Annotated in this window: 15 protein-coding genes; 7 read left to right on the top strand and 8 right to left on the bottom strand. The window is 72.5% G+C overall.

The window, feature by feature from the left end; translation table 11 throughout:
• Window positions 1-4 precede the first annotated feature (4 nt).
• The 3 genes from ACZ7LV_RS17180 to ACZ7LV_RS17170 all read right to left on the bottom strand — a co-directional run bounded on the left by ACZ7LV_RS17180 (window position 5) and on the right by ACZ7LV_RS17170 (window position 8,058).
• Window positions 5-1,834 (bottom strand): pentapeptide repeat-containing protein, encoded by a 1,830-nt coding sequence (locus ACZ7LV_RS17180; RefSeq protein WP_471940138.1) that lies wholly within the window; start codon window positions 1,832-1,834, stop codon window positions 5-7.
• A gap of 218 nt (window positions 1,835-2,052) precedes the next feature.
• Window positions 2,053-3,462, bottom strand: a complete 1,410-nt coding sequence (locus ACZ7LV_RS17175) for an esterase/lipase family protein (RefSeq protein WP_471940136.1) — start codon at window positions 3,460-3,462, stop codon at window positions 2,053-2,055.
• A gap of 33 nt (window positions 3,463-3,495) precedes the next feature.
• Window positions 3,496-8,058 (bottom strand): peptidase C14 caspase catalytic subunit p20, encoded by a 4,563-nt coding sequence (locus tag ACZ7LV_RS17170; RefSeq protein ID WP_471940134.1) that lies wholly within the window; start codon window positions 8,056-8,058, stop codon window positions 3,496-3,498.
• A gap of 79 nt (window positions 8,059-8,137) precedes the next feature.
• Between ACZ7LV_RS17170 and ACZ7LV_RS17165 the strand changes: the two genes are divergently transcribed.
• Complete coding sequence (locus tag ACZ7LV_RS17165; protein WP_471940132.1) at window positions 8,138-9,130, top strand: translation initiation factor 2; 993 nt, start codon at window positions 8,138-8,140, stop codon at window positions 9,128-9,130.
• 130 nt (window positions 9,131-9,260) lie between these two features.
• Here the strand turns inward: ACZ7LV_RS17165 and ACZ7LV_RS17160 are convergent, their stop codons facing one another.
• The 3 genes from ACZ7LV_RS17160 to ACZ7LV_RS17150 all read right to left on the bottom strand — a co-directional run bounded on the left by ACZ7LV_RS17160 (window position 9,261) and on the right by ACZ7LV_RS17150 (window position 11,307).
• Window positions 9,261-10,076, bottom strand: a complete 816-nt coding sequence (locus ACZ7LV_RS17160) for a helix-turn-helix transcriptional regulator (RefSeq protein ID WP_471940130.1) — start codon at window positions 10,074-10,076, stop codon at window positions 9,261-9,263.
• Window positions 10,077-10,086: 10 nt separating this feature from the next.
• Window positions 10,087-11,073, bottom strand: coding sequence for an SDR family oxidoreductase (locus tag ACZ7LV_RS17155; RefSeq protein WP_471940128.1), 987 nt, complete (start codon window positions 11,071-11,073; stop codon window positions 10,087-10,089).
• A gap of 96 nt (window positions 11,074-11,169) precedes the next feature.
• Window positions 11,170-11,307 carry a hypothetical protein gene (locus ACZ7LV_RS17150; protein ID WP_471940126.1) on the bottom strand — a complete coding sequence of 46 codons (138 nt, stop codon included), beginning with the start codon at window positions 11,305-11,307 and terminating at the stop codon, window positions 11,170-11,172.
• Between ACZ7LV_RS17150 and ACZ7LV_RS17145 the strand changes: the two genes are divergently transcribed.
• A complete protein-coding gene (locus ACZ7LV_RS17145) occupies window positions 11,306-11,644 on the top strand; it encodes a hypothetical protein (RefSeq protein WP_471940124.1) in 339 nt (112 codons plus the stop codon). The two genes, ACZ7LV_RS17150 and ACZ7LV_RS17145, sit on opposite strands and share 2 nt — an antisense overlap.
• A gap of 425 nt (window positions 11,645-12,069) precedes the next feature.
• The gene (locus ACZ7LV_RS17140) at window positions 12,070-12,954 is read left to right on the top strand and encodes an MBL fold metallo-hydrolase (protein ID WP_471940122.1); all 885 of its coding nucleotides are present in this window, start codon (window positions 12,070-12,072) and stop codon (window positions 12,952-12,954) included.
• Between the two features lie 34 nt (window positions 12,955-12,988).
• Here the strand turns inward: ACZ7LV_RS17140 and ACZ7LV_RS17135 are convergent, their stop codons facing one another.
• Window positions 12,989-13,690 carry an HD domain-containing protein gene (locus ACZ7LV_RS17135; protein WP_471940120.1) on the bottom strand — a complete coding sequence of 234 codons (702 nt, stop codon included), beginning with the start codon at window positions 13,688-13,690 and terminating at the stop codon, window positions 12,989-12,991.
• A 300-nt stretch (window positions 13,691-13,990) separates the two neighbouring features.
• Here ACZ7LV_RS17135 and ACZ7LV_RS17130 point away from each other — a divergent pair, with 300 nt between their 5' ends.
• Together ACZ7LV_RS17130 and ACZ7LV_RS17125 are read left to right on the top strand one after the other, a co-directional pair.
• Window positions 13,991-14,362 carry a hypothetical protein gene (locus ACZ7LV_RS17130; protein ID WP_471940118.1) on the top strand — a complete coding sequence of 124 codons (372 nt, stop codon included), beginning with the start codon at window positions 13,991-13,993 and terminating at the stop codon, window positions 14,360-14,362.
• An 81-nt stretch (window positions 14,363-14,443) separates the two neighbouring features.
• Window positions 14,444-15,106 (top strand): class I SAM-dependent methyltransferase, encoded by a 663-nt coding sequence (locus ACZ7LV_RS17125; RefSeq protein ID WP_471940116.1) that lies wholly within the window; start codon window positions 14,444-14,446, stop codon window positions 15,104-15,106.
• Window positions 15,107-15,151: 45 nt separating this feature from the next.
• Here the strand turns inward: ACZ7LV_RS17125 and ACZ7LV_RS17120 are convergent, their stop codons facing one another.
• The gene (locus ACZ7LV_RS17120) at window positions 15,152-16,003 is read right to left on the bottom strand and encodes a maleylpyruvate isomerase family mycothiol-dependent enzyme (RefSeq protein ID WP_471940115.1); all 852 of its coding nucleotides are present in this window, start codon (window positions 16,001-16,003) and stop codon (window positions 15,152-15,154) included.
• Window positions 16,004-16,214: 211 nt separating this feature from the next.
• Between ACZ7LV_RS17120 and ACZ7LV_RS17115 the strand changes: the two genes are divergently transcribed.
• Complete coding sequence (locus ACZ7LV_RS17115) at window positions 16,215-16,595, top strand: VOC family protein (RefSeq protein WP_471940113.1); 381 nt, start codon at window positions 16,215-16,217, stop codon at window positions 16,593-16,595.
• Window positions 16,596-17,256: 661 nt separating this feature from the next.
• On the top strand, window positions 17,257-18,690 hold the full coding sequence (locus tag ACZ7LV_RS17110; protein ID WP_471940111.1) for a M20/M25/M40 family metallo-hydrolase: 1,434 nt from the start codon (window positions 17,257-17,259) through the stop codon (window positions 18,688-18,690).
• The last annotated feature ends 366 nt before the right edge of the window (window positions 18,691-19,056 follow it).

Raw genomic sequence — 19,056 nt, 5'->3', positions numbered from 1 at the left:
GCCCCTACCGCTTCACCCGGCCGCGCACGGCGAGGGCGGCGAGTCCGAGCAGGGCGGGTTCGACGATGCGGGAGGTCATCTCGATGTAGGTGCCGGCGGCCGTCAGGTCCTGGCCGGAGGACCGGAAGACCACGGAGTTGACGACCACCCGTACGGACTTGTCGAACCGCTCGGCCGACAGGCGGCGGCCGTACGGTCCCCGCGGCGCGACCGGATCCCCCTTCTGCGTGGTCAGGGTGATGCTGGTGCCCGTGACCTGCCCGGTGCTCCTCGGCCGGGGGTCGTGCGCCGGCACGCCCCAGAGCGTCATCGCGAGCACGGTGGCCGTCATGGCCAGCAGCAGCCACCCGAGGGCGCGGGTCGCCCGCAGGCCGTACCCGGAGGCCGCCCAGTACAGGAGGAGGAGCACCCGTTCGCCCCGGGGTGTTTCGGGGTCATGGCGCCGCATCTCCATCTCGCCGTAGTAGAAGTCGGCGGCCCCCGGCTCGTTCTTCTCGTCCTCCAGAGCCTTGCGCAGTTGCCGGTACACCGGCGCCAGCACCGCCGGTGTGCGGACGTCCGTCCCTGGCGGCGCGGGCGTCCAGCCGTGCGCACCGGAGCGGGCGGCGCGCCAGTGCTGCTCCTCGGCCAGGGTCCGCCGGCGCGTCCAGCGCACCGGACGCCACCCGTGGCGCCGTATCCCCGACGGGGCCGTCCGCAGGGGGCAGCGCCCTTCGAGCTTCAGTTGGTCCAGGTGCACGGTCTCCGCGAACAGGCAGTCGGTCAGGTCCACGTCGGCGAGCAGCAGATGTGCGGCGTCGGCGCCCCGGAGCGAGGTCACCCGCACCCGGGGGTCGTCGAGACCGTCCTCGTCGAGCTCCGTACCGTCGTCGGCGACGAACGGGCGCGAGCGGCCGGCGACACTCACCGGGAATTCCAGGACGGCGTCACCGAGGTCCACCTCGGCATGACGGAGGCGAAGCGCCGCCGTCGACCCCCATCTCGTCTGCCGGCAGCGCACGACCCGCGCCGCCGCCTCGATCGTCGTCGCGGACTGGAACGCCGCCTCGGACAGGTCCAGCAGTCCCGGGAAGACCAGGGGCCCCAGCCGTGCCGTGCGCAGGAAGGTGGCCTTGCGGAAAGTGACGTCACCCCGTATGCGGGCACGGTGGAATTCGACGTCGCCTCCGAGCACCGCCCCGGTGAACGCCGCGCCCTTCCCGAAGGACGCGTCACCGAAGGACACGTCCTGCCCCGTCGTCACCCCACCGAAGCAGGCCTCCTGCTCGAAGCGCGCCCCGTCGAACCAGGCCGTGCGCGCGACGCTCGCGTCGTCGAACCGGGCGTCCTGCCGGAACGTCGCCCCGTCGAACCAGGCCGCACCCCCGACGGTCACTCCGACGAACCCCGCCACCTCCTTGAACTCGACCCCAGTGAACTCGGCGTCCTTGCCCGTGGCCAGCCCGTCGAACACGGCGCGCCCGCCGACCTCCCCGACGTGGAAACGCAGCGCGGCACCGATCGTGGCCCCGCGCAGCCAGACCCCGGCGTGCATCTCCACACCGTCGAACCAGACGTCGTCGGCGACCTCGGTCCCGCCGAACCGGGCGTCCGCCCCGAACCCGGTCCCGCGGAAGCAGACGCCGGCCGCGAAGCGCGACTTCCCGAAGGAGGCCACGTCCGTGAAGTCCACCTGGTCGAACAGGACGTCGCCGCTGAAGTGCGCCTCGTCGAACTCGGCCCGCCCCACCCGGTGCCGTCCCGTCGCCGGATCCCGCAGGGCGGTGAGCAACTCGGCCAGGAGCGTCGGCGTGAAAGGGGTGCCACGGTGGTCCAGGTCGGCGCCGGGTGCCACACCGGCGAGGTGCGCGGCCCGCTCGGAGGCGTCGAGGTGCGCCAGGCACGCCGCGTACGGTGCGGTTCGGCGGCCCCGGCAGCGGCCCGCGGTGCCGTGGTGCTCGCATCGCGGCCAGGCCGTGGCCCCGGGTGCCGTGGTGTCCGATGGTGAGGTGATGGCCGTACTCCTTCGGCGGGCGCATCTCGCTGGTCACGTGCCGGTCCGGTCCCGGCGGTTCAGGGGGCGACGAGCGTGACGACCTTGCGGTCCGCCCGGTTCGGCCCTTCGGCCACGGCCTCCACCACCCACCTGCCGGGCCCGGCCTGGAGTTCCGCCCGGAACAGGTCCGGTGTCGTGGCGGTGAGGGCGACCGGCTGCCTGGCCGGCCGCCCGACGCGCCACATGAACGCCCGTACGTTCCGCTCCTGGAGGCCCGCTCCCACGACCGACGCCTCGAACGGCCGCCCCGCGGGGGCCACGTCGGGGGCGTAGAGGGCGATCTGTTCGTCACCGGCGAGCATGCCACCCGCCGGGTCGCCCCTGCGGACGGCCGCCAGTGTCTCGCCGACGGCGGCGGCACTCGCCATGTCGCCGTTGCGGTGGTCGCCCCAGAGCATCGCCGCCGCGTCCTGGCCGGCCCACTCCGCGACGGCCGACTCGCGCGGTACGGTCCCGTCGCCGGGTGCCAGGAGGCTGGCGTCGCCGTCACCGACCAGACGCGATCCGTCGGAGGAGAGCCCGACGGTGCGCAGCGTGGCAAAGGCTGTGCTCCCGGTGCAGTACACCTGGTAGGGGAGGCGGCCGTCGGCGTCGGTGTGACGATGCGCCTCGCGAGCCTCCTGGAACCCCCGGTGGAAGGACACCGCCTCGTCGACCAGAGCCGTCGGCAGGTCGGGAACCGGATAGCGGCGGTCGGCGACGGTGCGCAGACGGCTCTTCCCCTCGACCCGCACCGCGTCGTAGACCGGCAGCAACTGGGCCACGGACGGCAGGGTGAGGGCGAAGCCCCGCAGCACCTCGTTCAGTCTTCGGGCGTCCGCGCCCAGATCCTCCCCGCCGCCGATCGCGTGACCGGTCAGGAGCAGCACGGCCTGGGCCAGTCCCTGCTGGGGCGTGCCCAGCATGACCAGCGCCCTCGCGGTCTCCCGCCCGCCCGAGCACTCGAGGTAGTGGCGCCCGATCAGCCCTCCCGTGGAGTGGCAGACGAGGACGACCCTCGGCTCGTCCGGACGGTCCGGGTACCACCTGTGCACCTGCTCGCGCCACCGCGCCAGTTCACGCTGCACGCGTGCGTCCAGCCGGTCGGCGACCAGGCGGTGCGACAGCCGCCAGTCGTACGGGAAGGACACGTACTGGCCCGCGACCGGATCACCGAGGGACGCGCGGATGTCGGGATACCCCATGCAGGAGAGGAGCCCTGGCATGGAGTCGGGCACGGCGAGCAACTCGTCGGCCGTCAGCCGGAAACGCTCGTCGGGCAGCTCGTCGCCAAGACCCGCGGGAAGCGCCAGGTCGCTCAGGGCGACCGACGCGGAAGGCCCCGAACCGAGCAGGGCGTTGCCGCACTCGTCCCAGACGTCCCTGCCGTCTTTGCGCAGCCGGCTGCCCAGGAACCCCGGTACGAAAACCACCAGGTCGTGCTGCACCCGTCCTCCTCCGTCACGCGCGCGTACGCGTCGTCATGCGTAAGTCCCGTCCGGCGGACGGTTCGTGGGCCCGCCGCCCTCGGGCGCGGGCCGGTCCCCGGACGCGAGGACATCCTGTGGCAACCGGATCAGGTCGCATCGGTCGTTCCCCTGGAGCGCCACCACCAGGCCCCACGGATCCAGGGCCGCGTCCACCGCGTGCACGGTGTACCCACGCCACGGCACGCCCCCCTCGTGCAACCAGGTCCTGGCCGCCACGTCCCACGCGCGGGGAGCGGACCCCTCGTCGCACACCAGCAGCACGGGCCGCTCCGCGGAACCGGCGAACGCCAGCGACGTCACCTTCGGGGCCTCGCCCGGAAGACGCCGCGGAGCCAGGCCGAGGCCGGCCGAGCAGTCCTTCACATAGACCCCGCCGTCCACCCATGCCAGTACCGGGAAGGACTCCTCGTCCTCCGGGTCGTACCGTTCCCCCAGTGCCAGATGAGCCGGACGCACCGACGTGATGGGGTGCGCCACCTCGGGGCGCTCCTCGCCGTGCCTCCACAGCCGCAGTTCGTCGCTCAGGTCGGCGGCCAGCCAGTACGACCCGTCCCGCATGACCCTCGCGTCGACCCCGCAGCAGTGCGGCCCGGCCCATGTGGGTCTCTCCACACGCCAGCCGCTGGACGCGTCGACCGGCATGTCCGCGTGGACGATCCGCCCTCCGTCCGGCACGGAGATCCGCAGCCTCGCCGAAGAGGGGTCGACGACCAGGCCGAGGGACGGGACGCGTTCCCCGGCGTCGCCCTCCAGCCCGAGATCGTGCCGGGCCGTGACGGACAGGTCCTCGGACAGCCGCCACATCCGTACGGTGCGCTCCGCCGCGGCGACCACCACCCAGCCGCCCGCCGCGCGCACCGCGCCCACCGCCGTCACCAGGCTCCGGTGGCCGAGCACCGTGACCGGTTCGGCGGCCGCGGATCCCGGGCCCGGCCGGGACACCAGGACGTCATGGCCCCAGGTGCGGCACAGGAGCGGCGGCCCTTGGGGCGCCTCGGCCAGGGCGACCGCCGGTCTCTGGTTGCTCGGCCGCCGTCGTGTCCCGTGTCCCGCCCGCAGCGCGGAAGCCACGTCGAGCATGCGGACGTCCGGGCCGTCGGCGACGGCGAGCAGCCCCTGCCCGCCGGGTGCGAAGGCCATGGCTCCGTCGCGGGGCGCGGCCAGCTGGAACGCCGCCTGCCGCTGCGCCCCTTCGACGACCCAGACGCGGACGGCGACCTCTTCATACCCGGCGACCAGCAGATCGTCGCCGTGGCGGCCGAACGCGAGCCCCCGGGCCGGGGACCGGAGTTGCTGGACCAGCCGCACGGAGGGCGGCGAAAGGGGTGCCGCCGGATCCGTCTCGCAACGCCAGACGCGCACATGGTGTCCGTCGGCGACCGCGATCCAGCCCTGCCGCACCTCATCCGGTGCCTGCCCCGCCGGTGACCCGTGTCCGGCCCCGGAGATCGCCGTGGCCGCCAGGGCCGGCGCGTCGAGCTCACCCAGGTCCGTCCGCGCGTCGAGGAGGCCGTCCGCCCCCCTGACGCCCCGGTCGACCTCGAAGAGCTCGGCGCGTCCCCCGGCGGCGAGCACGAACAGGCGTGACTCCAGCCGCAGTGCGGCGAGCCGCTGGACGTCCATCGCGCGGATGTCCGTCAGATGGGTCCCGTCCCTGGGCATCCCGCCCTTCCAGGACCACATCCACATCCGCCGCCCGTCCGCCGCGAGGACGACCGTCTCCGAGGCCCGTTCGGCCGCGGCCAGGGCGCGCACGGCGCCGCCCCAGCGGTAGACGTGGTCCGGCAGCCGGGATCCGGAGGTCCAGAAGTAGACCGCCCGGTCGTCACGGGCGACGGTGGTCCAGTGCGGACCCGCCCCCACCTCCCTGACCTCGGTCAGGGCACTGCCGCGCTCGTCCGACGCGCCGCGGGTACGGCGGGTGAGCAGCCGGGTGCCCGACTCCGGGTGCAGGACCAGGACCTCGCCGCGTCCGCCGGCGGCGAGCGTGTCACCGGGGACGAGTTCCGCCGCCCCCGTGGGGGCGCGCCAGCTCAGAGCCCTGGCCCCGCCCAGGGGAGCGGCACGACGCCACTCCAGGGGGTCCGGTCTCCGGTCGGTCCAGTACTCCTGCCACGGCAGGAAACCGGCCGTCGCCAGCGCCCGGTAGGCGCCGTCCCGGTGGCTGACGAAAGCGGTGGCTCTCAGCAGTGCCTTGCGGGAGAGCAGGGCCTGGGCGGGCAGCGGGAACGTCGACCTGCCGAAGGAGCCCGCGACCCGACCGTAGAGGGCCGCCTCGTCGCAGTCCCGTGCGAGGGTGGCCGCGAGCGGCAGCATGACGTCCGGGTCGGTCCTCAACAGGAACGTCACGTCCTGGAACAGGTGCCGGAGTTCCTCGGGGCCGGCCTGCGCGGCGTGGGCCCCCAGATAGTGCGAGGTGTACTCGTCCGCCTCGCCCCAGTCGTGACCCGCCCGGGCCCGCAGGGCGTGCACAACCCGCCGATGGGCGGCCTGTTGGTCGAGGCCGGCGCCGGTGAGGAAGTACTCGCCGTAGCTGGGATGGGCCAGTTGATGGGTCGCGAAGCCCGCCCCGGTCCCGCGTGCGCCGCTCTGCGCGGCGACGATCCCCCCGCCGGCGCTGCGGCACACCTGCTGCAGTTCGCCGAGGGTGATCTCCTCGCTGCCGTCGTCGCGCAGCGCGTTGGCCATCGACAGCCACGTTCTTCCCGGCGGCAGACCGGGGCCTTCGAGCACGGCGAGGGCGCGCAGGACCTCGTGCGCGCGCTCGGCCCCTCGCTGCGCCGTGAGGTGGTCCACCTCCTCGGTGAGGCGCCTGTGCAGGTCCATGCTGCCCGACCGCATCCAGGACGACAGCTCCTCCTCGGTCACGGCCCGGGGCCGTCGGGAGAGTTCCGCCGCGGCCAGACGGGCCACCAGGAACGAGCCGTGGCTGCCGGCCGCGATGCGCCGCGCGGTCCAGTCGCGGGCGTCCTCCCCCTCCTGCCCCTGATACGGGGAGCCGTCCGCGTCGAGGACCGACAACGCCATGTCCGTGATGCTTCGCCGGGCCTCCTCGTCGTCCCCGAGGACCACGGGACCCACGCTCTGGTCCAGCGTGTCGAGCAGCGACTCCTCCTCGGCGGGCGTGGCGCCACGTCTGCGGGGCTGTGCCCGGGTACCGACGACGACACGGACGCCCGCGAGGCCGGACAGGGGGTTCAGCAGGTGCCGGGCGATGTCGTGGGCCTGGTCCGGGAGCGCCTCGTCGAGGGCGTCGAAGATCAGGTTCACGGAGCCGGCCCTCGACACCAGGGCGTCGACCGCCCGGTGGCACCGCTCCGGGGTGATCGGCCCGTCCGGCAGCGCCTCCATCTCCTCGAAGTGCGACAGGACCTGCCACAGTCCCGCGACCAGCGAGTGGACCGAGTGGCCCTTGCAACTCAGCGCGGCGTGCACCGTTCCCGTGCGCGGCAGTGTCGACGGGTCGGTCTCGGGGCCGAGCGTCTCCCGCCACTCCGGCACCGAGGTCAGGGCGAGGCGGCCCAGCAGCGCGGTCTTCCCCGCCCCCGCCAGGCCCGTCACCACCAGCAGCCCCATGGGGTGGGTGTCCATCCACCGCACGATCCGGGCCAGGGCGCGCTGCCTGCCCGCGAAGTGACGGCTGAGATGGCTGTCCTTCTCCAGCCCGAACTGCTCGGCCTCGGCCCAGGGCGTGCGCCCCACCAGGGTCGCGGGGGTGTGGATCCGTCGCTCACCGTCCCGGAAGTGAGGGTTCAGCAGGAAGCTGTTGGGCAGCGAGCGGACCTCCGTGCAACCCGGGCGCTGCGCCGGCTCGTCGAAGCCGGAGGCCGCCGCCTCGGCATCGACGGCGTCCCGAAGATAAGGCAGGGGCAGATAGAGGGCCGAGGGATCGAAGGGGCGGGCATGGTCCGGCGCCACGAAGTCCGGCTTCGCCAGCGCCTCCTTGAGCCACTTCACCCAGCGGCCCTCGGGAACCTGTGCGTCGATCCCCGAGGTGCCGATGACGGCGAAGCCGGCCCGCCGGTGCTGACGTGCCCTGTCCACGCTGGTCCGCTCCAGGTCCAGCGCGTGGCGCAGCGCGGCGGCGAGATGACTGTGGGAGGAGCACGCGTCCACGACGAGGAGGGTGTGGCTCTCGCAGTCGGGACGCAGGAGACGGTCCACCAGATCCGTCAGGGCGAGAGCGGACTTCGGAGCGAACCGGCCGGACTCCCAGGAGTCCGCGCAGGCGAGGTAATAGCCCTCACGCGTTCGGTGGAAACCGTGTCCCGTCCAGTAGAGGATCTTCCGCTCGGCGTCATGCGCCAGGAAGTTCTCCAGGCCGTCCAACAGCTGCCGGCGGCCGGCTCCCGACGCGTCGAGGGATCTGCAGTCCCCGAAGCCCAGCTGTTCGCGGGCGATCGCGGTGAAGTCCGCGCGGACGTCGGCCAGGTGCGGCCGCCTCAGTTCCTCCCGCGTGCCCCGGTCGGGGTGCGCGTAGTCGGACACCGCCACGGTGCCCACCAGCGACGAGGACTGCCGAGCGGACCGGACGAGCGACAGGTTGGTGGCCACATCGCTCCGTATCATGGTGGTGTCTGCGGGCTGGGTTCTGTTGTCTGAAGAACAGAGCTTACTGGAGGGGGAGTTGAGGATGAATCGGGACAGGTTCACCGTTCTCGGCCGGGAAACCGGCTGTCACGTCTACGAGGGCGACGGGACCCGTCCCATCCTGGAGGAGAACGTCCACGTCAAGTACCGCCCGCGGCGGGTGGAGTTCCCGGCGGAGATCGGTGAGTGGCGCCACACCATCGAGGCGGAGGAGCAGCGCAAGGCGGCCCGTGGCCTGCCGCACCGCTGGAACAACGACCGCTTCGCCGTCGAGCGGGTCGTCGTGGCCCGCACGCACCTGGCGGAGGAACCCGTCGTCTCCCTCTCCCTGCAGGACGCGGACTACTACGACTTCCTCACCACCTCCCTCAACCTGGAGCGTCGCCAGGAGAACGGCCAGACACTGCGGGAGCAGTATCTGGAGAGCCAGGACCCGGCCCACGCGCCGGCCTGGATGAACTGCAGCTTCGGCATCAACGTGGCGGTCGAGACCGGCAGGGACGGCAAGATGCTGTTCTCACGGCGCAGCGCCCACGTGGCCGGCCCGAACAGCTCACGGTGGAACTCGTCCGCCAACGAGGGCCTGGCCCGCAACCACGACCTCCCCAAGGACGGCGGCCCGGTCAGCCTGCACGCCGTGGCCCGGCGAGCCCTGCACGAAGAGCTGGCCGTCCATGCCACCGACGCACTCGACCTCGAACTGCTCAGCTTCGGTCTGGACCTCGACAACCACCAGTGGGCGGGATTCTTCCGCGCCGTACTGCCCGACCTCGACGAGGAGACCCTGCGGCTTCGCTGGACGCGCGGCATCGCCGACAAATGGGAACACGACCGCTTCGAGTTCGTGCCCGCCACCCCGGCCGCCGTGCTCGGCTTCATCGCCGACCAGCCGAAGGAGAACTGGACGCCCTGCGCGCCGGCCCTCTTCTACCTCGCCCTGGTACGAGGCGCCGTACGGCGTGACGGCGGCGACCCCGCCGCCCGCTTCAAGGTGGAGAAGGCCGAGCAGGAGGTCACCGAGAGCAGGAGCCTGTGAACGGCCCCGAACCCGGACGGGCGGGAAGCGACAGGCCCCTGCGACGACGGCTGCTCGCGGTCGGGTCGGGACGCTGCGGCGAGAGTGCGTGCATGGCGCCGTCCGGCAGACGGGAATTTTCAGACAGGCTCTAGCCCTCGCCGAGCAGGCGCAGGCGTTCCTGGCTGGGCGAGCCCGGGTCGGCGTAGTACACGACGATCAGCTGGCGGGCCTGGGGACGCAGCATCTTCTCGTAGCGCAGTTCCAGCTCGCCGACGACGGGGTGCCGGAGCCGGGTGAGACCCGTGTCGCGGCGGCGCACCTCACGGCGGGCCCACAGCATGCCGAACCGTTCGCTGGCCAGGGTGAGTTCGCCGATGGTCTCCAGCAGCTCGGGATCGGCGTCGTCGACGCCGAGCATGGCACGCAGCCCGGAGACGGCCTTGGCCGTCATGTCGTCCCAGTCCGGATACAGGCTGCGCATCGCGGGTTCCAGGAAGGCGGCGCGCAGCGGGTCGTTGCCCACCGCGAAGAAGGGGCACAACCGCACCGCCTGCTGGTTCGCCGCCTCGACGCGCCCGCTGGGACCCTGGGCGTAGGCGGGGGTGTCCGGCCAGCTGTCCAGCAGGGGTTGCAGGTCGCCCTGGGCCGGGCGGGCGCGAGTGCGGCGCCCGCGGGCGGTCGGTGCGGGGTGGGCCAGCCGGTGCAGATAGGCAACCGCGTCCTCGTCGAGCCGCAGGGCCGCGGCCAGGGAGACCAGGATCTCGTCGGAGGGGCGAAGATTGCGGCCCTGCTCCAGGCGCAGGTAGTACTCGGGGCTGATCCCGGCGAGCTGGGCGACCTCCTCCCGCCGCAGTCCGGGCACCCTGCGCCGGGCGCCGGCGGGCAGCCCCACCTGTTCGGGGCTGAGCCGTTCGCGCCGCGCCCGCAGGAAGGCGCCCAAGGTGTCGGCCGGGTCGTGCACCACGCTCTCGACGCTAACCGCTCACCAGACCGAGGCGCACCAGACTCTCCGCGCTTGCCACGACGCCGTCCTCGTTGGAACGAGGAGACCAGTCCAGCTCCGTGCGGGCCTTGGCGTTCGAGGCGCGTCGCACCACACCCAGCGGCGAGGCGGGGTCGGCAGGCGCCTGGGACGTAGGGGCCTGAGCGGCGGCCTCGCCGAGCCGTGCACGCAGGGTGAGCGCGATCCGGTGAAAGGAGATCGGCTCGCCGGCCAGCGCGAGATAGCGCTGCCCCGCCGCCCGGGGCGCGGTCATGGCGCGCAGCTGCAGGTCCGCGGCGTCGCGCACATCGACGGTGTTGGTCCACGCGTGCGGCGCGACGGGCATGGCGCCGGTCAGCATCCCGTGGATGATGCCGATCGACGCGGAGTAGTCCCGCCCCAGGGCGGGCCCGAAGATCCCGACCGGGTTCACCACGGTCAGCTCCATGTCACCGCCCTCCTCGGCGACGAAGTCCCAGGCGGCCCGTTCGGCGATCGTCTTGGACCTGACGTACGCAGACACGTCCGGGCCGTCGGGGTTCGTCCAGTCGGCCTCGGTGAACACCCGCCCGGTGCGGCCGTGGCCGTAGCCGACAGCCCCGAACGACGAGGTGAGCACGGTGCGCCGGACACCCGCGTCCCGGGCGGCGCGCAGGACCCGCAGCGCGCCGTCACGCGCCGGGACGATCAGCTCGTCCTCGTCCTCCGGCTGGGTCGCGGGGAAGGGCGACGCCACGTGCAGCACGTAGTCGGCGCCCGCCACCGCCCGGTCCCAGCCGGCGTCGGATGTCAGGTCCGCCTCCACGCAGACGACGGTGTCCGGATTCGGTGCCCCGGCCTCGCCGAGCATCCGGACGACGTCGGGCCGGCGCGCCGGCGAGCGGAGGGTGGTCGTGACGGCGTGCCCCGCCGTCAGGAGTCGCGCGATCGTGTGGGAGCCGAGGAAACCGGTTCCACCGGTGACGAGTACATGTGCCATGGCCACAGCTGACCGCATCGCGGTGCCCTGTTCCAGATCTCGCGGATACCGGTACGCGCAGGGACAGCCTCGCCGGCGGTGTTCCCGACAGGCGCGCTACCAGATCAGGCACCAGTAGGCGCCCGCATGGCCGGTTCCCACCGAGGTGAGTCCCGGGGGGAGCAGCGCCGGGTCCGGCCGGCCCACGGCCGCCAGCGAGCAGGCGGGGTCGCCGACGACCCCGGCGTCAGCCATGCGCTGGGCAGCGGCCGTCGCCGCCGCGCTCGTGTACCACCGCGTCGCCGACGGCGCCGGCGTCGGCGGCGTCGGGGAGGGGGTGAGGGTCGACGGGGGCGGGGTGGGCGTGGGGGAGGGGGCGACGGTTGTCGGCGGGCGCGTGGGTGTGGGGGAGGGCGTGAGGGTCGTCGGCGGGCGCGTGGGTGCGGGCGAGGTGGGCCTCGGCACCGTCGTCGACGGCTTCGGGGGCGGTGGTCGTGTCGGGGTCGGCTCCGGCGTCGGCGGAGGCGACGGGACGGCCGTCGTCCGCCGGGGCGTGGGCGGGGGCTCGTCGCTCGGCGTCGCCGGCGGGTGAGGTCGCGTCGTCGACGGCGTCGACCGAGGGGCGCTCGTCGACGTCGACGGCGCCGCGCTGGGCGTCGTGGGGGTGGGCGTCCAGGACGGTGACGGGTGCTCCGTGGGCGGGGAGACCTCACCCGAGGCCGTCGGTCTCGGGCGCGGAGTGCCGTCGTCCTGCGCCACCAGCGCCCAGACGCCGACGCCACCGAGGACGAGCACAGCGGCACCGCCTGCGATCCACGGGGCCCGCCGGGGCGGACGTCGGTGCCGGTTCATACGTCTCACTGTCCGAAGGTCGCGGCGATGCCGCCACTCGGGTGACCGATCGCGCCGGTCAGCGACCGGTGGCCGGGTCGCCGACGCCCTGATGTGATGACGGGAGGCCGACGGACCCGTACGAGTGCCCGGTGCGGGGCCGCGAACCCGTGGAACGGGAGGGACATGCCCACCGGAGCCCTGAACCGGCAGTCCGCCGTCCGCGCCCTCGCCCTGGGCGGCGTACGGCTGACGTATGTCGTGGACGGGGCGATGGCAATGCTGCCCTCGGCCTTCTTCCCGGGCTTCCCCGAGACCTACTGGGACGCTCATCCGGAGGTCCTGGACACGCGGGGCCGCGTGGCCATGTCGGCGGGCGGCCTGCTGATCGAGCGGGACGGCAGGCGGCTGCTGATCGACGCCGGTCTGGGGCCGGTGCGCGGGCCGATCAGGGTGTGCGGCGACCAAGTGGGGCTCGTCGACTCCGGAGCGCTCCCGGCGACGCTCGCCGGGCTCGGGCATGCGCCACAGGACGTCGAGGCGGTCGCCTTCACCCATCTGCACGCGGACCACACCGGCTGGGCGTTCGCGCCGGAGAAGGTCTTCCCGAGGGCCCGGTACCTCGTCGCCGCCGCGGAGTGGGCCCCGCACGCCCGCGGTGCGACGGTCCCCGGAGCCCCGGCCGCGGAGCTCCTCGCCCTCGTGGGCGCGGCCCACACCCCGGTCGAGGACGGCGAGGAGGTCTTCCCGGGGGTACGCGCGCTGGTGACCCCAGGACATTCGCCGGGCCACACCTCGTACGTGGTGTCCGCAGGAAGTGAGCGGGTGATCGTGTTCGGGGACGTGTTCCACACCCCGGCGCAGGTGGCGCACCCGGAGTGGCCCTCGCGACCCGACACGGACCGGGGTGCCGTGATCGCCGCACGCGCGCGCATCGCCGGGGAGCTCGCGCGAGCACGCACCGTCGGCTTCGCCTTCCACTTCGGCGATCAGGCGTTCGGCCGCCTGACCGGCACCGACTGGGTGCCGGTCCCGGCCGCGATCCTGGCTCCCGCTCCGCGGACGCTGTGAGCCCGGGACCTGGCCGCGCCGGGCCGCGGCGGCTTCAGCGATCACCCGCGGGCGGGTCCCGGTCCAGGTCCTGGTTCAGGACCATGTCCTGGTCCAGATCCAACGGGTTGTCCGCCATCCTGGCCTGGAGGCCGGAGCGCACGGCCCCCGCCGCCGAACTGTCGGTCTTGCGCCGCGCCTGGTCCTGGAAGCACGTCAGGAACTCCGCCGCGAGACCGAGTCGGGGATAGCGTCCGAGGACCGCGGTCCTGAACTCCGGGGCGAAGTCGTCCGCGTCCCTGCCGACGATCTCCAGGGCCGTCGCGCGGCAGAGCACGTGTCCTTCGGGATCCAGGGAGACGTCGACCTCGGGCCACATGTGGCGGACGATGACCTCTGCCAGCCGTTCACGGCGCTCCGCCGGCCACCCCGCGCCGGCGCCGAACACCCGCGCCACGTGGCCGCCGGCCACCTCGAACGACAGGGTGTGGTTGTCGAACTCCGTCACCAGCGCCATGTCGTGCAACAGGGCAGCCACGTAGAGGAGCTCGGAGTCGACATCGATGCCCTGCGCCGCGGCGCGGGCGGCCGCCCACACGTAGGCCCGGACGGAGTGGTTCAGGAGCGCGGGGGACTGGTAGGCGGACGCCAGCTCCAGCGCGGCGGCCGAGGCCGCGGTGTCCGGGACCTTCAGGTCGTCGAGGGAGATGCCGGCCGTCGCCGGGTGCGGGCTGGGGGTCGGGGAATTGTCAGGCATGGCGTGGTTCCTTCAGCTGATCGAGACGCGGGGCCGTGGGCGGACGTCCGGTCGGTCCCGGGCCGAGCCGAACCACCGCATAGCCATGCACGGACGCGCCGGCCGGCGGCGGTGGTCACATGGCGACCGTATCCCCGCGGTGACCCGTCCGCCTGGGCCACCGAACGAGGTAGATCTTGGGCCAATGAGCGACCATGGGCGCTGCGCGCACTGGGTACAGCCCGAGGCCGAGCGGGTGACCGGCATGCGATGATCGCCTTGTGCCGAGTGACCTCGCACGGCGGGACATGGGGGATGGGCATGGGGTACGGCGAGACATCGGTGGGGAGTCGGGAGCGCACACGTGCCGAACGTCTGACCGAAGGGCTGGCCGTCGCCGTGGCGTCGGTCCTCTCGCTCGGCCTGCTGGCCGGACCGGCGTTCGTCCTCGGTACGACCGCCTGGCAATCGGTCACCGAGCCCGGCGCCACCGCCTTCAGCCGGTTCGCGGCGCCGCTGGTCTTCCTGCTCCTGATGGCGCTGCCCCTCGTCCTGTCCCGCAAGATGTTCCGCTCGGGCCGACGCAAGGGCAGGGAGCCGCTGACGGCGGCGGTTCCGGCGGCGCTCACGCTGCTCGGCGCGTCCGTCCTGCTGTTCGCGGCGCTGTGTCTGGTAGCCGTGTACGCGGACTGACCTCCGGCTCCGGCGTTCCGCCCCGGGCGGAAGCCGTCATTCCCTCGGTTCGCCGCGGCGTCAGGAACTACCGTCGCGACCATGGTCGAACACGATGCCCTCCGTGCCACCCGCGACGCCTACGACGCCGTCGCCCCCACCTATGCGCGGCTGTTCCGCGACATACTGCGCGACAGCCCTCTGGACCGGGCGATGCTGGGAGTCTTCGCGGAGGTCGTCCGGACGCGGGGGGACCGCCGGGTCGCGGACCTCGGGTGTGGGCCCGGCCATGTCACCGCCCATCTGGACGGGCTGGAGCTGGAGGCGTTCGGTGTGGACGCCTCACCTGCGATGATCGAGCTGGCCCGGCAGACCTATCCGCGGCTGCGGTTCGAGGTGGGCTCGATGGCGGCGCTCGACCTCGCCGAGGGGGTGCTGGACGGCGTACTCTCGCGCTGGTCCATCATCCACACGCCACCCGAGGAACTGCTGGCCGTTTTCGCCGAGTTCGCGCGGGTGCTGGCACCTGGCGGCCATCTCCTCCTCGGCTTCTGGGCGGGCGACGACCCGTCCCGCCCGACGCAGGTCTTCGATCACGCGGTCGCGCCCGCGTACCGGTGGTGGCCCGATCGTCTCGCCGCGATGCTGCGCGCGACCGGGTTGGCGGAGGTGGCTCGGACGGTGCGCGCGCCCCAGCCCACGGACCGACGGCAGTTCCAGGAGATCCACCTGCTCGCCCGCAAGTCCCATACGGACTCCGCCTGACCGCCCAGCTGATCGTTTTCCGTGGACCTCGACGCACAGTGTTCATCAGTAGACGATGGACACGATCTGGCAGGCGGCTTCCGCGAGCTGGCGCTGTCCGCCGATGCGGGCACGGGCAAGGGCAGTGCCGGGATCGATGCCGCGGGTGCAGAGTCGCCACGCGGTCTCCGTGTCCAGCCGCACTGTCGCGGTCGGCCGGCCGCTGGGTGCTTCGGCCAGTGACCAGCGGTCCGCAGTGGCGGTCACGGCCCACATGCCGACGGCCGGCTCACCGATGACCACCTGGAGTTGTGTCCCGGCGGGTGCGGGCGTATGACGCAGTGTGTGGGGCAAGGCCCGCATAAAGGTGTCAAGGACCGCGAACAGGGCGTCGGGCCCCGGGTCGGTGTCCTGGCCGGTGGCGTGCCGGATCTGCTGGCGGTGGGTCCAGTACTCGGTGAACTCCCGGGCGATGTCCAGCCACTTGGGCGCTGGATCGGCCCCTGCCCAGGACACCCCCAGGCCCATTGCGCCGAGGTCGGTGCCCTCGAATTGACGGGCGACCTGGGTTCCGGCCAATTCCAGGGCCTCGATGAGCTCTGCGGGACCGTGATCGGCGTGGAGGTCGATCCATTCCTGGTTGACCCGGTGGATGAACGCTTCCAGGGTCTCTCCAGCCGCCTTGGTGCGCTGGTGGCTCTCCGTGCTCCAGCCGAGACGGCCGTGGTAGTCGCCGAGGATGTGGGCGGCGAGGTCATGGACGGTCCAGCCTGGAACCGCAGCCCTGCTCCATTCATCGCGCCGCAGGCCGCGTAGCACGTCGAGGAGCGACGCCAGTTCGGGCCCGAACAGCGGGCGAACGTCGATCGGCTTGCCCAGCCAGGAGGGGCTGGATACGTCGGTGGGTTGGAGACTCATAGTCAAAGCCTGCCCGCGCGGAGGCTTGGCCTTCCCTCGCATACCCCTTCATCTCACGGGGGCAAGTCGGTCAGCCACTCAAGGGCAGACCGGGTCGGCCAGACAGCCGCCTACTATGACGTTCGGTCGACTCAAGAGCCGTAAAACGATTCGCCACCGCTCGGTTCGCCCGGCACCCTGGTAGTCCCCACACGGAGAGTAGGTCTCGTCCATGGCATGTCGTATCAGTGAACTCGTCCTCGGTTGCCGCGACCCCGAGGTGCTGGCGCGGTTCTGGTGCGAGGTCCTGGACTTCGTGGTGCTCGACCGCGAGGACGACGGAAGCCTGGAGATCGGCCCGCGCGAGGGCTTCGGCGGGCCGCAGCCGACGATCATCCTCAGCCGCAGGGACGAGCCGGAGCCCGGAAAGTCCCGGCTGCACATCGACGTCAACGCCACCGACCGCGATCAGGACGCCGAACTCGAACGCCTCCTGAAGCTCGGTGCGCGCCGCGCCGACATCGGCCAGACCGGCCAGGAGCAGTGGCACGTCCTGGCCGATCCCGAAGGCAACGAGTTCTGCCTCCTCAAGTCCCGCCTGGCTCCCCTCTGACCGTCCTCGAGGCGGCGGCCTTGTCGTTGCGGGTGGCGATGCCTGGGAAGCCTTCAATCTGATGAAACACCGGTCGACGGCATGGAGGCGCCGGTAGGTCTCCCGGTTCGGGCGGCCACCGGCGCTGCCTCGGCGACCACGCTCCCGTTGCACCTGCCACGTGATGCCTGTACGGAGCTTGTGGACCACGCCGTTGATGACCCTGCGGTCATGCACGCGCGGTCTTCCGTTCACGGTGCGTCGTGTCAGCGGATGCAGCAAGTCCCACCAGGGCCTGTCCGGGCGACCATGTGACTGCCTCCAGCGCCACGTCCTCGGTGCGCGGCTCGCCCGGAAGCCGGCGCTGCATCAACTGCACGCGCGGGACATCCCCCATGGTTCCGAGGCGTCGGAAACCGCCGCGCTCGTTGTCGCCGGAGTCGGCGGCCAACGCCTCGACCCACGGACGAGTCCCCGGCCGCGACTCCGAGTTGAGGCTGCGGCTCGCGGCGGCGCCTAGCCGGTGGGAGGTGCTGGACCGGGTGCCGTGCCGGTGGGCAGGACCGTACGCGTGGAGCTGGACCTTTCGCACTGAACGGACGTTCGGTCGCGGGGGCCTTGTGCGGGGTTGGCCTGTCCATGACGATGAAGCGCCGTTCATCGTTTTCGGAAGGGACTTTCCATGCCCGAGCAGTCCGCTGGAATGCCGCGTAGAAGGACCGTTCTCGCCTCGGCCGCCGCGACGGCAGCCGGCGTACCCGTGATCACCTCCGCCGGGCAGGCCGCCGCCGCGCCTCGCGAGGGCGGTCCGGGGCATGGCGGCGGGGCCGCCACCACGCAGGCGCCCGACCGGGAGTTGCGCACGCTGCTCAAGGAGATCGACGCGGACCGCATCGAGGCGACCGTCCGGCGTCTCGCGGCGTTCGGGACCCGGCACACGCTGTCGGTTCAGGACGACCCCAAGCGCGGAATCGGCGCCGCGCGTGACTGGATCCTGGCCGAGATGAGGAAGTACGCGGCGGTGTCCGGGGGCCGGATGACCGCCGAACTCCAGTCGTACATCCAGGAACCCGCCTCGCGTATCCCGGTGGCGACGCGGATCACCAACGTGGTCGCCACGCTGCGCGGTTCGGTCGACCCCGACCGGGTGTACGTCGTCGCCGGGCATTACGACTCGAGGGCCACCGACGTCATGGACGCGACCAGCGACGCGCCCGGCGCCGATGACGACGCGTCAGGTGTGGCGCTCGTCATGGAGCTGGCACGGGTGATGGCCAAGCGGCGCCCGGCGGCGACGATCGTGTTCATGGCGGTCGCCGGTGAGGAACAGGGGCTGTACGGATCTGGTTACGCCGCCGAGCAGTTCAAGGCGGCGGGCGTGGATGTCCAGGGCATGTTCACCAACGACATCATCGGCAGCTCGCGCGCCGACGACGGCACCAAGGATCCGTACACGGTGCGCCTGTTCACGGAGGGGGTGCCGACGTCCGAGACCCCGGCACAGGCCAACACCCGCCGCTCCGTGGGCGGCGAGAACGACTCGGCGACCCGGCAGCTCGCCCGTTTCGTCAGCGACGTCGGGAGCAACGAGGCGACCGGCATGAAGGTCCGCGTGGTCTACCGGCGCGACCGGTATCTGCGGGGCGGCGACCACATCCCGTTCCTCGAACGGGGCTACCCGGCGGCCCGGTTCACCGAACCGGCCGAGGACTTCGCGCACCAGCACCAGGACGTACGCGTGGAGGACGGCAAGCAGTACGGCGACCTGCCCGAGTTCTGCGACTTCGACTACATCGCCCGCGTGACGCGGGTGAACGGCGCGGTGCTGTGGACCCTGGCGCAGGCCCCGGGGACGCCGCGCGAGGTCCGCATCGTCACGAGCAACCTCACCAACGACACCGAGTTGAAATGGGCGCTCGGCACGGAGCCGGACCTGGCTGGCTACGAGGTGGTGTGGCGCGAGACCACCGAGGCCGTGTGGACACATGTGATCAAGGTCGGCCTCACGACCACGCACACGGTGGACCTGTCCAAGGACAACGTCTTCTTCGGCGTACGGGCGGTCAATCGCGACGGCAAGCGGAGCCCCGTCGCCTTCCCGCTGCCGGGGAACTGACGGACCCCGCCGCCCGCTCCGCCGAGACGGGGAGCACGCCGCGCCGGGCGGGCGGCGGGGTCAGGCAGTCGCCGGCTGGAACAGGTCCCAGCGGTGGCCATACAGGTCCTCGAAGACCACCACCGAGCCGGTACGGGTCGTACCGGTGTCGTGGACGAGCGTGACGTCCGGGTGATCATGTGACTGCCTCGTGTCCGGATCGTTCGTCGGTCTGGGTATGGGGCGGGGTGAGATCTCAGTGATGCGGAGTGGGAACGACTGCGGCCGTTCCTGCCGGTTGGTAACGGTCGATGTGGTCGGTGGCGGGATCACCGGCAGGTGAACGACGGGATTCCGCGCCGGTGCGGCCGGGGCGCGACGGCGTGA

The sequence above is a fragment of the Streptomyces sp. NPDC107562 genome, assembly GCF_055657325.1.
Note: the sequence above shows the minus strand (reverse complement) of the source record. Positions and strands in the feature narration are given on the sequence as shown.

What these genes read in the sequence shown, in the direction of transcription:
- ACZ7LV_RS17165 (WP_471940132.1), top strand. Translation starts at nt 8,138, where the DNA reads ATGAATCGGGACAGGTTCACCGTTCTCGGCCGGGAAACCGGCTGTCAC.
- ACZ7LV_RS17155 (WP_471940128.1), bottom strand. Translation starts at nt 11,073, where the DNA reads ATGGCACATGTACTCGTCACCGGTGGAACCGGTTTCCTCGGCTCCCAC.
- ACZ7LV_RS17145 (WP_471940124.1), top strand. Translation starts at nt 11,306, where the DNA reads ATGCGCTGGGCAGCGGCCGTCGCCGCCGCGCTCGTGTACCACCGCGTC.
- ACZ7LV_RS17150 (WP_471940126.1), bottom strand. Translation starts at nt 11,307, where the DNA reads ATGGCTGACGCCGGGGTCGTCGGCGACCCCGCCTGCTCGCTGGCGGCC.
- ACZ7LV_RS17140 (WP_471940122.1), top strand. Translation starts at nt 12,070, where the DNA reads ATGCCCACCGGAGCCCTGAACCGGCAGTCCGCCGTCCGCGCCCTCGCC.
- ACZ7LV_RS17135 (WP_471940120.1), bottom strand. Translation starts at nt 13,690, where the DNA reads ATGCCTGACAATTCCCCGACCCCCAGCCCGCACCCGGCGACGGCCGGC.
- ACZ7LV_RS17130 (WP_471940118.1), top strand. Translation starts at nt 13,991, where the DNA reads ATGGGGTACGGCGAGACATCGGTGGGGAGTCGGGAGCGCACACGTGCC.
- ACZ7LV_RS17125 (WP_471940116.1), top strand. Translation starts at nt 14,444, where the DNA reads ATGGTCGAACACGATGCCCTCCGTGCCACCCGCGACGCCTACGACGCC.
- ACZ7LV_RS17120 (WP_471940115.1), bottom strand. Translation starts at nt 16,003, where the DNA reads ATGAGTCTCCAACCCACCGACGTATCCAGCCCCTCCTGGCTGGGCAAG.
- ACZ7LV_RS17115 (WP_471940113.1), top strand. Translation starts at nt 16,215, where the DNA reads ATGGCATGTCGTATCAGTGAACTCGTCCTCGGTTGCCGCGACCCCGAG.
- ACZ7LV_RS17110 (WP_471940111.1), top strand. Translation starts at nt 17,257, where the DNA reads ATGCCCGAGCAGTCCGCTGGAATGCCGCGTAGAAGGACCGTTCTCGCC.